A 15,212-nucleotide genomic window follows, 5' to 3' on the forward strand; every position below is an offset into this window, starting at 1 on the left:
AACGTACCGGACGATTCTCGATGCTATCGCTCACTTGCCACCTCCATGCAGCCCTCGAGCATGCGCTCGACGGCATCCAGATGAGCCACCCGGCGTGCCTGGACCGCCATCTCCGCGAGCACGTCGGGGCGCAGCAGCGCGTCGAGCGCCTGCGTCAGCCGCTGCGGCGTCAACTCACTCTGCTGTATCAGTTCGGCGCCACCGGCCGCGACCAGATGGCGCGCATTATGTGTCTGGTGATCGTCCACCGCGTGGGGGAAAGGCACCAGCAGCGACGGCTTGGCCGCCGCGCTCAGCTCGGCGATCGTCAGCGCGCCGGCGCGACAGACGATCAGATCGGCCCAGGCGTAGGCCTCGGCCATGTCATCGATGAAGTCGCTCACCTCGGCGCTTACCCCTGACTCCTGGTAGCGCGTCTGGGTCGCGGACTCCTTGTCACGGCCAGCCTGATGGCGCACCTCCGGGCGGCTCTCAGGAGGCCGCGCTGCCAGCGCCGCGGGCAGACGCTCGTTGAGCGCCTGCGCCCCCAGCGAACCACCCAACACCAGCAGCCGCAGTGGCCTCCCAACCATCGCCTCGGCCTGCCGCGGTGACTCGCCCAGGCGGGCGATCTCCTCGCGTACCGGATTACCCACCACCTCGGCACGCGAAGCTGGAAAAGCCCCCGGGAAGGCGGCATAGGTGCGCGTCGCCAGCCGCGCCAGGGCGCGATTGGTCAACCCGGCGATGGCATTCTGTTCATGCACCAGTAGCGGCTTGCCACAGAGCCGGGCAGCGAGCCCACCGGGGCCGCTGGCGAAGCCGCCCAGCCCGACCACCAGCTGCGGATCGAAGCGTCTGATCACCCGGCGCGCCTGCATCACGGCACGGCTCAGGCGCCACGGTATCGCCAGCCAGCCGGCCAGGCCGTTGCCGCGCAGTCCGGCCACGTCGATCTGGTGGAGCACCAGCCCGGCCGCCGGTACCAGTCGATTCTCGATGCCCCGCGGGCTGCCCAGCCACTCCACCGTGACGCCTCGCTGGCGCAGCGCCCGCGCCAGCGACAGCGCCGGAACCACGTGGCCGCCGGTACCGCCGGCCATGATCAGGACGCGCTCGAGTTGGCTCATGACTCGTCCCCCTGCGGCTGCCGCTCCGGCGCCGCCGACGACTGCCCCTGTGGCGGCGCGGCGGCGCGCCGCTGGCTGCGGCGAACTTCGGCGTCGACCCGGAACAGCATCGCCACCATGATACCGCTGACGATCAGGCTCGAGCCGCCGTAGCTCAGCAGCGGCAACGTCAGACCCTTGGTCGGCAACATGCCCGAGCTCACCGAAATGTTGATGAAGGCCTGGGCGCCGATCACCAGGGCAATGCCGTAGCACAGGTAAGCCGCGAACGGCATCCGCGCCAGCTCCGCCTTGCGTCCGATGCGGAAGGCGCGAAACACCAGCAGGGCGAACAGCAGGATCACCCCGACCGCCCCGAACAGCCCCAGCTCCTCGGCCAGCACCGCGAACACGAAGTCGGTGTGCGCCTCGGGCAGATAGAAGAGCTTCTGTACGCTATTGCCCAAGCCCAGACCGAACCAGTGCCCGCGACCGAAGGCGATCAGCGCCTGGGTCAGCTGGTAGCCGGTGTTGTACTGATCCGCCCAGGGATTGGCGAAACTGGTGATACGCTGCAGACGGTAGGGTTCGGCGACGGCCAGCATCACCGCCCCCGAGCCGACCACCACCATGATCAGCAGAAAGCGCCACAGCGGCGCCCCGGAGAGCAGCAGCATGCCCATCACGCAGCCGGTCATCACCACCACGGCGCCGTAGTCCGGCTCCAGGATGAGCAGGAAGCCGATCAGCGCCATCACCGCCAGCGGACGCATGAAGGCGCCCCAGGTGCGCCGCACCTCGGGCAGGAAGCGTTCGAGGTAGCCGGCGACGTAGACGATCATGAACAGCTTGGCGACCTCGGAGGCCTGGACGTTGACGATGCCCAGCGGGATCCAGCGCCGACTGCCGTTGATCTCGCGTCCCACCAGCAGCACCAGCACCAGCAGCACCAGCCCCAGGATCAGCAGCATGGGCCCCTTCTCGCGCCACCACCACAGCGGCAGGCGCACCGCCAGCAGGCCGACCCCGATCGCCGCGAGCACGAAGATGCCGTGACGGATACTGAAATAGTAGGGATTCCCGGTGAGACTGGCGGCGATCTCGGTGGAGGCCGAGGTGACCATGACCCAGCCGATCAGCATCAGCGCCAGCGCCGACAGCAGCAGCCAGCCATCGAAGGATTGATGGCGGGTGGTGAAACGTTGTTCCAGCCCTTTCAGCATGTGGCTTCCTGCCCTTGCGCCAGAATCTCGCGGAACGCCGCGCCGCGCGCCAGATAATTGGGGAACTGATCGAGACTGGCGCAGGCCGGTGACAGCAGCACGCAGTCACCGGGCTCGGCGATGGCGGCGGCCCGGCGCATCGCCTCGGCCAGGGTCTCGACCCGGGTCACCGGCAGTTGATCGCCGAGCGCCGCAGCCAGGCGCCCGGCATCCTGACCGAAGACCACCGCCTCGCGCGCATGCCGTGCCAGCGCCGGCGCCAGCGGGGTGAAATCGGCACCCTTGCCCACACCCCCGCCGAGCCACACCAGGCGCCCGGCGAGCCCTTCGCCGACACCGGCGATGGCGGCCAGGGTGGCGCCCACATTGGTCCCCTTGGAGTCGTTGATCCAGCGCACGCCGCGCCGCTCGACCACCACCTCGCCGCGGTGCGGCAGCCCGCCAAAACGCGTCAGCACCTGGCGCATCGCCGTCCACGGCAGCCCCATCGCCTCGCCGATGGCCGCCGCCGCCAGGGCGTTGGCCTGGTTGTGGCGCCCCGCCATGGCCAGTGTCGCCACCGGCATCAGCCCCTCGGTGCCACGACACAGCCAGGGCTCTTCAGCCCCGGCGGGCACCGCCACGCCCCACTCGTTGGCGCTGACAGGTGCGGCCCGGGTGAAACTCACACAGGGCAGTTGGGGGTCGTCGGGCCAGGTCGCCCTATCCTCGGCGTTGACCACCGCGCACTCGGCGCCGCGGAAGATACGGGCCTTGGCGGCGCGGTAGCCGGCCATGTCGCCATGCCGGTCGAGATGGTCCTCGGAGAGGTTGAGAAAGGCGGCGCAGCGGGCATCCAGGGCGTCGAGGCTCTCGAGCTGGAAGCTCGAGAGTTCGAGCACGAACCAGGCCGCCTCGGGCCGATCGAGCAGCAGATCCAGCGCCGCCTCGCCCAGGTTGCCGCCCACGGCGATATCGAGCCCCGCTTCCTGGGCCATCTCACCCACCAGCGTGGTTACCGTGGACTTGGCATTGGAGCCGGTGATCGCCACCAGTGGCGCGTGGCAGTAGCGCCGGAACAGCCCGATCTCCCCCACCAGCTTGTGCCGGTAGGGCGAAAGCCCGGCGCTTACGGTATCCACACCCGGGCTCACCGCGATCTCGGCAAAGGCGTCCAGATCCAGTGTATCGAGAGCCCCCAGGTGCAGCGTCACCTCGGGAAAATCGGCACGGAAGGCCTCCAGCCCCGGCGGTGCGCTGCGCGTATCCGCCATCACGAAGGCTTCGCCCCGCGCGCGCAGGAAGCGCGCGATGGCACGCCCGGAGATGCCCAGGCCCACCACCAGGCGCGGGCCGGCAGGCAGGTCGTTGGCACGCTGCGATATCGAGGTCATGGGATCAGCGCAGCTTGAGCGTCGCCAGCCCCAGCAGGACCAGCATCACGGTGACGATCCAGAAGCGCACGATGACGCGCGGTTCGGGCCACCCCTTGAGTTCGAAGTGGTGATGCAGCGGCGCCATGCGGAAGATGCGCCGCCCGGTCAGCTTGTAGGAGCCCACCTGCAGGATCACCGACACCGTCTCCATCACGAACACCCCGCCCATGATGAACAGCACGATCTCCTGGCGCACGATCACCGCCACCACGCCCAGCGCAGCCCCCAGTGCCAGCGCACCGACATCACCCATGAACACCTGCGCCGGGTAGGTGTTGAACCACAGAAAGCCGAGCCCCGCGCCGGCGATGGTGCCGCAGAAGACCGCCAGCTCGCCGGCCCCGGGGACTTCAGGGATATGTAGATAGTGGGCGAATACCGCATTGCCGCTGGCGTAGGCGAACACCGCCAGCCCCATCGACACCAGCACGGTGGGCATGATCGCCAGACCGTCGAGTCCGTCGGTCAGGTTGACCGCATTGGAGCTGCCGACGATCACCAGATAGCTGAGCACGACGAAGAAACCGCCGAGCGGAATCACCACATCCTTGAACAGCGGCACGATCAGACTGATCTCGACCGGGCTGGCGGCGGTGAAATAGAGCACCAGCGCAGCACCGAGACCGATCACCGACTGCCAGAAGTACTTCCAGCGCGCAGGCAGGCCACGTGGATTCTTCTCCACCACCTTGCGGAAGTCGTCGACCCAGCCGATCGCGCCGAAGCCCAGCGTGACCGCCAGCACCAGCCACACGTAATGGTTGGTCAGATCGCCCCACAGCAGGGTGCTCACGGCGATCGAGATCAGGATCAGCGCACCGCCCATGGTCGGCGTACCGGCCTTGGAGAGGTGTGACTGCGGGCCATCGTCGCGCACCGCCTGACCGATCTGGCGCTCGACCAGGCGCTTGATCATCTGCGGCCCCATCCACAGGCTCAGGAACAGTGCCGTCAGCGTCCCCAGGATGATTCGCAGGGTGAGATAACCGAAGACGTTGAAGGCACTTTGAAAATGCGTCAGCAGTTCAGCCAGAAAAAGCAGCATGAGTCCGATTCACCTTGAGGCGTCGTCACGCAGCGCGGCCACGAGTCTTTCCATGCCGGCACTACGCGATCCCTTGACCAGCACGCTGGCGTGGGAAGGCATCTGATCACGGGCGAAGCGCTCGAGCGCCGCCCAGTCGTCGAAATGGCGGCCTTCGTCACCGAAGGCCTCGGCTGCGGCACGCGCGGGTTCCCCGAACGTACCCAGACAATCGATACCGAGATCGCGCGCGGTGCGCCCCACCTCGGCGTGCAGCGCGGCCGACTCGGCCCCCATCTCCCCCATGGCGCCGAGGAAGCACCAGCGCGGCGCCGGCAGGGTCGCCAGCGTCTCCAGCGCGGCGCGCATGGCACCGGGGTTGGCGTTGTAGCTGTCGTCGATCAGGCGGCTGCCGCGTACGCCTGCCACCACCTGCATGCGCCCACTCATCGCGGTGGTGGCCACGAGCCCGGCGACGATCTCCGCCGGCGCGAAACCGAGTGCGTGGGCCGCCGCCGCCGCCACCAGCGCATTGCGCACATTGTGGCGCCCGATCAGCGCCAGCTTCACCGTCAGCGCCGGAGCGTCCGGCAGCGAGAGCGTGAAAGCATACCGCCCGGCGTCATCACAGACCAGATCGTGGGCGGTGACGGCGGCCGGGGCATCGATGGCGATATCGAGCACGCGGGCGCTCCCCGCCAGTGCCCGCCACACGGGAAAATAGTGCTCCTGGCGGTCGAGCACAGCGACGCCGTCACGACCCAGGCCGGCGAGGATCTCGCCCTTGGCCTGGGCGATCTGCCCCATGCCGCCGAACTCGCCGACATGGGCGCCGGTGACGTTGGTGATGATCGCCACCTGCGGCCGGGCCAGCGCCGTGGTCCAGGCGATCTCGCCGAGATGGTTGGCGCCCAGCTCCACCGCGGCGTAACGGTGGGTCGCGCGCAGCCCCAGCAGGGTCAGCGGCGCGCCGATGTCGTTGTTGAGATTGCCGCGGGTGGCCAGGGTCGGGGCGCGCCGGGAGAGAATCGCCGCGAGCAGCTCCTTGACCGTAGTCTTGCCGCTGTTACCGGTGACCGCCACCAGCTCGCCTGCCCAGGCAAGCCGGTGCGCCCGCGCCAGCAGTCCCAATGCCAGACGGGTATCCGGCACCAGGATCTGTGCCAGCGGATCGGCCACCGGACGCGCGACCACTGCCCCCACCGCACCGCGCTCCCGCGCCATGGCGAGGAAGTCGTGCGCATCGAAGCGCTCGCCCTGGAGCGCCACCAGCAGATCCCCCGGGGCAAGCTCACGGGTGTCGGTGACGATGCGTGCGACCTCACTATCCTCAGCGACCCCGGGCGCTCCCAGGGTCGCGGCGATGGCGCTCAAGCTCAGGTTCACGCCTGCGCCTCCCGCTGCGCGCACGCCGCCCGCGCCTGCTCAAGATCGTCGAACGGGTGGCGCACACCGGCGATCTCCTGGTAATCCTCGTGCCCCTTGCCGGCGATCAGCACGATATCGTGGGGGCCAGCCTCGGCGATCACTCGCCGGATCGCCTCGCCACGGCCATCGATCGACCAGGCGTTCGCCGCCGCCGCGGGCGACAGACCGGCGACGATCTCGCCGCGAATGGTCGCCGGGTTCTCGCTACGCGGATTGTCGTCGGTCACCACCAGCCGGTCGGCGTGGCGCTCGGCGACCGCTGCCATCAGGGGTCGCTTGCCGCTGTCGCGGTCGCCGCCACAGCCGAACACGCACCATAGCTGGCTGTCCGCCTGGGCCGGCAGATGCTCACGCAGCGCGGTCAGGGCATTGTCCAGCGCATCCGGGGTGTGGGCGTAGTCGATCACCACGCTGGGCATTTCACTATCAGGGTCGCGCGGCAGCCGCTGCATGCGCCCGGGCACCGGCGACAGCGTCTGTGCCGCCGGCCATAGCGACGCCAGCGGCACACCCAGGCCATAAAGCGTGACCATCGCCAGCAGCGCATTATCGAGATTGAAGCGTCCCATCAGCGGCAGTTCGAGCAGATGCTCGTCTTCCGGCGAAGCGACCACCGCGTGCAGCCCCTGCGGCAGCGTCTCGCAGCCGGCCACCCGCAGCGTGGTCGCCTCCGCCGCGCCGGTGGCCAGCACCCGCACTCCGGAGGACAGACCCGCCAGCATCAATCGCGCCAGCGGATCGTCGGCATTGACCACTGCCAGCCGCAGGGACTCGCGGCGGAACAGCTTCGCCTTGGCCGCAGCGTAGGCGGCCATGCTGCCGTGATAGTCGAGATGGTCACGACTCAGATTGGTGAAGACCGCGACCTCGATCGGGGTATCGCCGAGACGCTCCTGGGCCAGGGCGTGGGAGGAGACCTCCATGGCCACGGTTTCGACCCCCTCACGGGCGAGCTCGCCCAGCATCTGCTGCAGTTCGAGCGGCCCCGGCGTGGTCTGGCGCGCTGCCTTGAGTCGCTGCGGGCGGCCATAACCGAGGGTGCCGATCACCGCCGCCGGCCGCCCCACGGCCTCCAGCAGGGTGGCGATATAGTGGGTGACCGAACTCTTGCCATTGGTGCCGGTGACACCGATCAGTGTCAGGCCGTCGGGCACCGCGAACAGCTGGCGGCCGAACTCGGACAGCCGTCCGGCAAGCCCCGGTAGCGCCATCACGCGGGCGTCCTCGTGCCACGCGATATCGAGCCCGTGGGCCTCGGCCAGCACCAGCACCGCGCCCTGCTCGAGCGCCGCGGCAATGAACTCGCGTCCGTCGCGATCCACCCCGGGCAGCGCGACGAACAGCTCACCGCCGCCGCTCACATCGCGACTATCGAGGGCCAGGGCTACGCTGTCGGCATCGGCCAGACGTCGTCGCAGTGACACCAGGTCAGCCTCCGGCCACAGCGACGCGAGCGCCTGGATCAGACGCGAGACTTCGACTTCGAGCGTCATGGTGCCGTCTCCTCTTCGGGCTGGTCCGGCGGCACATCGAGCAGACGCAGGGCGCTGCCAACCACGCGGCTGAACACCGGCGCAGCGACCAGGCCACCGTAATAATCGCCCTTCTTGGGATTGTCGATCATCACCACAGTGACGATGCGCGGATTGTTGGCCGGCGCAATACCGGCGAACAGCCCGCGATAGGCGGTCTTCTGATAGCCGGTACTGGTGACCTTGCGCACCGTACCGGTCTTGCCTGCGATCTGGTAACCGGGAACCATCGCCAGATGGCCGCCAGCATTGGGCTTGACGATCTGCTCCATCATCTGGAGCAGCTCGTGCGCCACCTTGGGCGCCATCACCTGGTCGCTCTCCGGCTCGCCACTGAGCTTGAGCAGCGACGGATGCAGGCGTTTGCCGTCATTGGCGATCGCGGTATAGGCGCTGGCCAGCTGCAGCGGCGTGACCGCGATGCCGTAGCCGTAGGCCATCGCTGCCTGGGCGCTACGCGGCAGATTGGTCAGCGACGGCAGGCTGCCACTGTTCTCACCCGGGAAACCGGTGCCCGGCGACTGGCCCAGGCCGAGTTGGCGATAACGGTTCCAGATGGTGTCCTTGGGCAGCGACAGCGCGATGTGCGCCATGCCGATGTTGGAGGAGTGCAACAGAATCCCCGCCGGGGTGAGCTTACCGTAGTTGCGGAAGTCACGAATCGTGTAGCCATCCACCACCATCCACCCGGGCGAGGTGTCGATGACACTCTGCGGGGTGTACTTACCGGAGGCCAGCGCCGCCGACATCGCCAGCGGCTTCATCACCGAGCCCGGCTCGATGGCATCGGTGATCGCCTGGTTGCGCAGCCCGCGCACGTCGACGTCGGAGCGATTGTTGGGGTTGTAGGAGGGCAAGTTGGCCATCGCCAGCACCTCACCGGTGCGGGCATCGAGCATCACCAGCGAGCCACCGTCGGCGTCGTTCTCGCGCACCCCGGCGGCGAGCTCACGGTAGGCCATGTACTGCAGGCGCAGATCGATCGATAGCTTGAGGTCACCGCCGGGTCGAGCATCCTTGATCAGGTGCAGGTCGCGCACCAGCCGCCCCTTGCGGTCCTGCAGCACGCGACGCTTGCCCGGCTCGCCGGTCAGATAGCGGTTGTAGGCCAGCTCCAGCCCCTCCTGCCCGCGGTCGTCGACATTGGTCACTCCGACCAGCTGGGCCGCCACCTCGCCCGCCGGGTAGTAGCGCTTGTACTCGTCGCGGGCGTAGACCCCGGGCACCTGCAGATCAATCGCCGGCTGGGCCTGGGCCGGGGTGAGCTGACGCCGCAGATACATGAATTCCTTCTGGGCGTAGCGGCCAACGCGATCGCGCAGCTCTTGCGGGTCGACCTTGAGCGCCTGGGCCAGCATGGTGAGCTGGATCGGGTCGGTAGGCAGCTCCTGCGGGTTGGCCCAAAGCGTGACCACCGGGGTCGAGATCGCCAGCGGGTCACCGTTGCGATCGCTGATCATGCCGCGGTGGGCACCGATCGACTCCACCCGCAGGGTGCGTGCATCGCCCTGATCCTGCAGGAAGCTGCGGTCGATCACCTGCAGATAGACCACGCGCCCCACCAGGGCAGCGAGGGCGACCAGAATGATGCACAGCATGAACCAGTAGCGGCCGCCCCCCAGCGGCGCATTCGCGGCGCGGGATTTGGGGGTAGCGGTGCGTCGGCGCGTGGCGCTCATGGGGTGATGACCTTGACGTCACCCACGCTCGGCACGCGCATGTCCAGGCGCTTGCTGGCGAGCGCCTCGATGCGGGCCGGCGACGACCAGGTGCTCTCCTCCAGCAGCAGGCGCCCCCACTCGGTCTGCAGCGCATCGCGCTGGTTCTCGAGCTTCTGCAGTCGTGCGTACTGCAGGCGGGTGAGGTGGGACGTGCTGATGATCGCCAGCGCACTGGCGAGGATAGCGACGATGAGCAGGATCAGGATGATCGAACGGGTGCCCGTGCGGCGGGCGAATGGCCAGTCCCCATAGAGTGGGGGCCTGCGTCTTCCTTGAACGGCCATGGAGCTCCTTTACGCCAACTTCTCGGCGATGCGCATCACCGCGCTGCGCGCACGGGGATTGCCATCGACTTCGCGCTCACCGGGACGCAGTGCCTTGCCCACCGGCTTGAGCCGCTTGTTGAGCTGATCCTCGCGTATCGGCATGCCGCGGGGCAAGTGGGTGTCGCCGCGGGATTGATCACGAATGAAGCGCTTGACCAGCCGATCCTCGAGGGAGTGAAAGCTGATCACCACCAGGCGACCACCCGGGGCGAGGGTCTCCAGCGCGGCGCTCAGCGCACGCTCGAGCTGCCCCAGCTCGTCGTTGAGATGGATGCGAATCGCCTGGAAGACCCGGGTCGCCGGATGCTTGCCCTTCTCCCAGGCCGGATGCGCGGCCTTGACGATCTCGGCCAGCTGCTGGGTACGCGCGATCGGTGCCTCACGGCGCGCCGCGACGATGGCCCGCGCGATACGCTTGGCGAAGCGCTCCTCGCCGTAGGTCTTGAACACCCGCGCCATCTCCTGCTCGTCGCTGCGCGCGATCCAGGCCGCGGCACCGACCCCGGAGCTGGGGTCCATGCGCATGTCGAGGGGGCCATCACGCAGGAAGCTGAAGCCGCGCTCGGGGTCGTCGAGCTGCGGCGAAGAGACGCCGACATCGAGCAGCACGCCATCGAGCTTGCCCATCAGACCCGCGGCTGCGGCGTGCTGATCGAGCTCGGCGAAGACCCCCGGGCGAATGTCAAAGCGAGGATCGGAGATCGCCGCGGCCGCGGCCAGCGCGGCAGGGTCACGATCGATCGCCAGCAGCCGCCCGTCAGGGGCGAGACGTTCGAGAATCGCCCGCGAGTGGCCGCCACGACCGAAGGTACCATCCAGGTAGCAGCCGTTCGGTGCCTGCACCAGCGCCTCGACCGCGCCATCGAGCAGCACACTGGTGTGGCGGTAGTCCGGCGAGCCGGCCGCGCCATCGTCGGGTGCCTGTGGAGCCTTGTCGCGGTGCAGCATGCGGATCTCGGTATTCGAACGGCGAAAAAAGAGGAGGGAGTCGGCCGATAAGCCGGGTTCTGTCGAGGACAGTCATTCATCTAGGAGGTACGTCGCCATACCTCTCGAGCAACCTACCCGGATCCAGCGCGGGCCGCGCCGAAGGATCCCTATTTGGTCTTGCTCCAGGTGGGGTTTACCGTGCCACGCACTGTTACCAGGCGCGCGGTGCGCTCTTACCGCACCCTTTCACCCTTACCGGCCGCCGAAGCGGCTTAGGCGGTCTACTCTCTGCTGCACTGGCCGTCGGCTTGCGCCGCCCAGGCGTTACCTGGCACCTCGCCCTATGGAGCCCGGACTTTCCTCCCCCGGATCAACCGGCGGCGACTGTCTGGCCAACTCCCAAGCGCGCAAGAATAGCAGCCCCCCCTGCCCCTCTCAACACTGGGCTGCAGCCATCGATGCGCAGCGCCCCACCTGTCGCCGAACGGCGACGCGCCAGGCGTGTCTCATGGCGCCTCGGACTGCTGCGTCAGGGCCAACTGATACCACTGTTTGCGGCGCCCGCCGAGCAGCCGTGTCGCCACCGCCGCGGCACTCTTGACGCCCACCCCCTCGGCCAGCATCGCGGCGATCAGCGCTTCGCCCTCGGCGGCATCCGCGGCGAGCTCGGCCGCCGCGGCACCGGCCACCATGACCACGAACTCGCCGCGGGTCTGGTCCGGATCTTCCGCCATGCGCGCCAGCAGCTCGCCGGGCGTGCCCTCGAGCAGCGTCTCGAAGGTCTTGGTCAGCTCCCGTGCCAGCACCACCCGGCGCGCCCCCAGAGTCGCTTCCAGGTCGGCGAGCAGATCGCGAATCCGGTGCGGCGACTCATAGAAGACACGCGTCTCGGTACGCTCGGCGTCCGCTTCCAGCTGGCGTCGGCGCGCCGTCGACTTGGCCGGCAGAAAGCCTTCGAAGAGAAAGCGATCGGTCGGCAGCCCGGCAACGCTGAGCGCCGCCACCAGTGCGCAGGCGCCGGGCACCGGCACCACCCGGAAACCGCTGCGGCGCAGCTCGCGCACCAGCACGAATCCCGGGTCGGAGATCAGCGGCGTGCCGGCATCGCTGACCAGCGCCAGCTGCTCACCCGCCGCCAGCCGCTCGCGCAGCCACTCGGCGCGGGCGGCCTCGTTGTGCTCGTGGAGAGAGACCAGCGGCCGCTCGATCCCCAGGTGACGCAGCAGGCGCTGGGTATGCCGGGTATCCTCGGCGGCGATCCGGTCGACCTCACTCAGCACCCGCGCGGCGCGGGCACTCAGGTCCTCGAGATTCCCAATCGGCGTAGCGACCACGTACAATACGCCTTCATTTGTCTCGCTCATTCGGTAACATCCGGGTTGCGGTGCATGGGGAAGATCCTGTACCAGGCGTCTCGCGCACGATCCGCTCGTCGCTCGGGTCGACGCCGTCTCGCGTTGTCGCCGCGTAGCGCCTCGCCCTCGCCAAGGGCGCTCGGCAGCGAGAGTTCAGGGAGTCGTTTCGACGGCCGCCGCTGGCCGGCAGTCGCCGGCGGAACGAGGGAACCGAGGCCGGCCACCGTCACTGCCACTGGGGCGCGACAGCGCACGGCCTCTCAAATACGGAAAAGGGACAGACATTATGCGTTACGCCCTGCGGCGACTTCTCCTGCCGGCGATGGCAGCCTTGATCCTGGCCGGCTGCGCCGGAACCGGCATGATGCCGGGCAGCAGCGGCCCCGACGCCCAGACGCTGCTCGACCAGGCCCGCAGCCAGAGCGGCCAGCAGGCTGCGGCCACGCGCCTGCAGGCGGCGGAGATTCTAGCACGCCAGGGGGATACCCGGCAGGCGCTGCAGATCGCGGGACAGATCGACGGCGCCCAGCTCGATCCCGACCTGCGCGTGCGCTGGGCGCTGGTGATGTCGGATGCCGGCCTCGCCGAGAAGGATGGCTGGAGCGTGGTCCGCGCCACCGACATCCTCGACAGCGGCATTGCCATCCCCACTGCCGACGCCCAGACGCTGCGCTATCGCCGCGGCATCGCACTGGACATGATCGGCGAGCCGGAGGCCGCCGCGGATCTGCTCATTGGCCTGCAGCGCGACAACGCCCCCTATGAGCTCAACGACGAGATCTGGAAGCCGCTGTCACGCCTGAGCCCCGCCGGCCTCGACACCCTCGCCGCCAGCAGCAACGACTCCCTCACCCAGGGCTGGGTCGCCCTGGCGCGCCTCTACCGCAGCGCCAGCGGCGACGTCGCGGGCCTGTTCGACCGCCTCGACCAGTGGCGCAGCCGCTATCCTGACCACCCGGCCAATCGCCGCCTGCCGCAGGAGCTCAGCGCCCTGCATCAGGTCGAGGGGCGTCAGATCGACCGCGTCGCCGTGCTGCTGCCCGAGAGCGGCCCGCTGGCCAATGTCGCCAAAGCGATCCGCCAAGGCATGGAAGCGCGCCTGGACGACGCCCGCGCCCAGGGCGAGAAGGTGCCAGCGCTCACCTTCATCGACTCGAGCCAGCAGGACATCGATGCCCTCTACGCCCAGGCCACCCTCGGCGGCGCCCAGGCGGTCATCGGCCCGTTGAGCAAGGACAAGGTCAATCAACTGGAGACCCGCGCCAGCGTGCCCCTGCCGACACTGGCCCTGAACTACGGCGAGCACGCGCGCAACCAGGCCGCCGAGCTGTTCCAGTACGGCCTCTCCGCCGAGGACGAAGCGCGCCAGGTGGCCCAACGCGCCTATCTCGACGGTCACCGCCACGCCGGCATTCTGGTCCCCGACAACGAGTGGGGCTCACGGGTACTGGCGGCGTTCCGCGACCGCTGGCAGCAAGACGGCGGACAGCTCGCCTCGGTGGTCAGTTACGATCCCTCGGGTTCGGTCACCAAGGCGGTCAGCCGGATGCTCAAAGGCGGCTCATCGAAACCGGACATGCTGTTCCTGCTCGCACTGCCCAGCTACGCCCGCCAGGTTCCGCCGACCCTCGACTTCTACTACGCCGGCAAGCTGCCGGTCTACGCCACCTCGCAGATCTACGAGGGCACGCCGCAGCCGCGCGCCGACCATGATCTCAACGACGTCCAGTTCGTCGACCTGCCGTGGATGATTCCGGACGCCGCCGCCGGCGGGGTCGACGCCCTGCCCTACGCCACCACCTACCGCCAGCTGGCGACCCAGGACGACCCCGGTCTACTCAAGCTCAACGCCATGGGTGTGGACGCTCTGGAGCTGGCGCGCCGCCTGCCGCTGCTGCAGGCGCTACCCAGCACCCAGGTGTACGGCGCCACCGGTAACCTGCAGGCGCGCGAAGACGGGCGCATCCAGCGCACCCTGCCCTGGGCCGTGTTCCAGGCCGGCGTGCCCCAGCCGCTGCTTGCCTCTCCAGGGGCGACGCTGGGCGACGGCAGCAACGCCGGCACCCCGCAGCAGACGTCGAGCGGTAGCAGCAACAGCGCCACCCCGAACGCCAGTGCCACGACCGGTAATGGTACGGATGGCGTGCCGGGGGATCCGCTCGGCCCGGCAACGAATGGCAACGGCGATGCCGGCGGGAACTGACGCCCGCGCTCGTGGGCTGGCGGTGGAACAGGCCGCCGCCCGCTGGCTGGCCAACCACGGCCTCACGCTGGTGGCCAGCAACCAGCACGCCAAGGGCGGCGAGATCGACCTGGTGATGCGCGACGGCGACACCCTGGTGTTCGTCGAGGTGCGCCATCGCCGGCGCTCCGACTACGGCGACCCGATGGAGACGATCACCGCCGCCAAGCAGCGCCGCCTCGTCCGCGCGGCGCGTTTTTATCTCCAGGCACAGCGGCTATCATGTCCGTGCCGCTTCGACGTCGTCGGCGTCACCGGCAGCCAGCCCGATCTCGAATTCGACTGGATTCGTGCCGCATTCGACGCATATTAACCGTCCAATAGGCGATCCATGGACTTTCAAGCACGCATACTCGATCACTTCAACGCCAGCATCGACACCAAGACCTACGCCAGCGAGGTGCTTCCGCCCTTCATCGAGGTCGCCAGCCAGATGATGGTCCAGTGCCTGGTCAGCGAGGGCAAGATCCTGGCCTGTGGCAACGGCGGCAGCGCCGGCGACAGCCAGCACTTCTCCTCGGAGCTGCTCAACCGCTTCGAGCGCGAGCGCCCCAGCCTGCCGGCCCTGGCCCTGACCACCGACACCTCGACGCTGACCTCGATCGCCAACGACTACAGCTATAACGACGTCTTCTCCAAGCAGATCCGCGCCCTCGGTCAGCCGGGCGACATCCTGCTCGCCATCTCCACCAGCGGCAACTCGGCCAACGTGGTACAGGCGATCCAGGCAGCGCATGACCGCGAGATGAGCGTGGTCGCGCTGACCGGCCGCGATGGCGGTGATATGGCCTCGCTGCTGGGCCAGGAAGATTGCGAGATCCGCGTGCCGGCGACCTCTACCGCACGCATCCAGGAGGTCCACCTGCTGGTCATCCACTGCCTGTGCGACTTGATCGATCAACAACTTTTCGGTAGCAACGAGTGAACC

General features: G+C 68.5%; 13 protein-coding genes and 1 other RNA gene. 3 read left to right on the forward strand and 11 right to left on the reverse strand.

What is annotated here, in order from left to right:
* Positions 1–23: 23 nt before the first annotated feature.
* The 11 genes from murG to rsmI form a co-directional block, all read right to left on the reverse strand.
* The gene (gene murG, locus DOM67_RS12320) at positions 24–1,109 is read right to left on the reverse strand and encodes an undecaprenyldiphospho-muramoylpentapeptide beta-N-acetylglucosaminyltransferase (RefSeq protein ID WP_110676261.1); all 1,086 of its coding nucleotides are present in this window, start codon (positions 1,107–1,109) and stop codon (positions 24–26) included.
* Positions 1,106–2,311 (reverse strand): putative lipid II flippase FtsW, encoded by a 1,206-nt coding sequence (gene ftsW / locus DOM67_RS12325; RefSeq protein ID WP_110676263.1) that lies wholly within the window; start codon positions 2,309–2,311, stop codon positions 1,106–1,108. The genes murG and ftsW overlap by 4 nt, the downstream gene beginning before the upstream one ends.
* Entirely contained in the window at positions 2,305–3,684 is a 1,380-nt protein-coding gene (gene murD / locus DOM67_RS12330; RefSeq protein WP_110676265.1) for a UDP-N-acetylmuramoyl-L-alanine--D-glutamate ligase, read from the reverse strand. The genes ftsW and murD overlap by 7 nt, the downstream gene beginning before the upstream one ends.
* A gap of 4 nt (positions 3,685–3,688) precedes the next feature.
* Positions 3,689–4,771 carry a phospho-N-acetylmuramoyl-pentapeptide-transferase gene (gene mraY / locus DOM67_RS12335; protein ID WP_110676267.1) on the reverse strand — a complete coding sequence of 361 codons (1,083 nt, stop codon included), beginning with the start codon at positions 4,769–4,771 and terminating at the stop codon, positions 3,689–3,691.
* A gap of 9 nt (positions 4,772–4,780) precedes the next feature.
* Entirely contained in the window at positions 4,781–6,136 is a 1,356-nt protein-coding gene (gene murF, locus DOM67_RS12340) for a UDP-N-acetylmuramoyl-tripeptide--D-alanyl-D-alanine ligase (RefSeq protein WP_110676269.1), read from the reverse strand.
* Positions 6,133–7,671, reverse strand: coding sequence for a UDP-N-acetylmuramoyl-L-alanyl-D-glutamate--2,6-diaminopimelate ligase (locus tag DOM67_RS12345; protein ID WP_110676271.1), 1,539 nt, complete (start codon positions 7,669–7,671; stop codon positions 6,133–6,135). Before DOM67_RS12345 ends, murF begins: the two co-directional genes overlap by 4 nt.
* Positions 7,668–9,389 carry a penicillin-binding protein 2 gene (locus DOM67_RS12350; RefSeq protein WP_110676273.1) on the reverse strand — a complete coding sequence of 574 codons (1,722 nt, stop codon included), beginning with the start codon at positions 9,387–9,389 and terminating at the stop codon, positions 7,668–7,670. Before DOM67_RS12350 ends, DOM67_RS12345 begins: the two co-directional genes overlap by 4 nt.
* Positions 9,386–9,715: a cell division protein FtsL gene (gene ftsL, locus DOM67_RS12355; protein ID WP_110676275.1), complete on the reverse strand. Its 330-nt coding sequence runs from the start codon at positions 9,713–9,715 to the stop codon at positions 9,386–9,388. The genes DOM67_RS12350 and ftsL overlap by 4 nt, the downstream gene beginning before the upstream one ends.
* Before the next feature lie 9 nt (positions 9,716–9,724).
* Entirely contained in the window at positions 9,725–10,705 is a 981-nt protein-coding gene (gene rsmH / locus DOM67_RS12360; RefSeq protein ID WP_110676366.1) for a 16S rRNA (cytosine(1402)-N(4))-methyltransferase RsmH, read from the reverse strand.
* 32 nt (positions 10,706–10,737) lie between these two features.
* An RNA gene (gene rnpB / locus DOM67_RS12365) (RNase P RNA component class A) lies at positions 10,738–11,087 on the reverse strand.
* 106 nt (positions 11,088–11,193) lie between these two features.
* Complete coding sequence (rsmI, locus tag DOM67_RS12370) at positions 11,194–12,051, reverse strand: 16S rRNA (cytidine(1402)-2'-O)-methyltransferase (RefSeq protein WP_110676277.1); 858 nt, start codon at positions 12,049–12,051, stop codon at positions 11,194–11,196.
* Positions 12,052–12,328: 277 nt separating this feature from the next.
* Between rsmI and DOM67_RS12375 the strand changes: the two genes are divergently transcribed.
* The 3 genes from DOM67_RS12375 to DOM67_RS12385 are packed head-to-tail and all read left to right on the forward strand — an operon-like array spanning position 12,329 to position 15,209.
* The gene (locus DOM67_RS12375; protein WP_110676279.1) at positions 12,329–14,245 is read left to right on the forward strand and encodes a penicillin-binding protein activator; all 1,917 of its coding nucleotides are present in this window, start codon (positions 12,329–12,331) and stop codon (positions 14,243–14,245) included.
* Complete coding sequence (locus DOM67_RS12380) at positions 14,229–14,597, forward strand: YraN family protein (RefSeq protein ID WP_110676281.1); 369 nt, start codon at positions 14,229–14,231, stop codon at positions 14,595–14,597. Before DOM67_RS12375 ends, DOM67_RS12380 begins: the two co-directional genes overlap by 17 nt.
* Positions 14,598–14,615: 18 nt before the next feature.
* Positions 14,616–15,209, forward strand: coding sequence for a phosphoheptose isomerase (locus DOM67_RS12385; RefSeq protein WP_035473784.1), 594 nt, complete (start codon positions 14,616–14,618; stop codon positions 15,207–15,209).
* The last annotated feature ends 3 nt before the right edge of the window (positions 15,210–15,212 follow it).

Source organism: Salinicola sp. RZ23 (assembly GCF_003206675.1).
GTDB classification, from domain to species: Bacteria; Pseudomonadota; Gammaproteobacteria; order Pseudomonadales; family Halomonadaceae; genus Salinicola; species Salinicola endophyticus.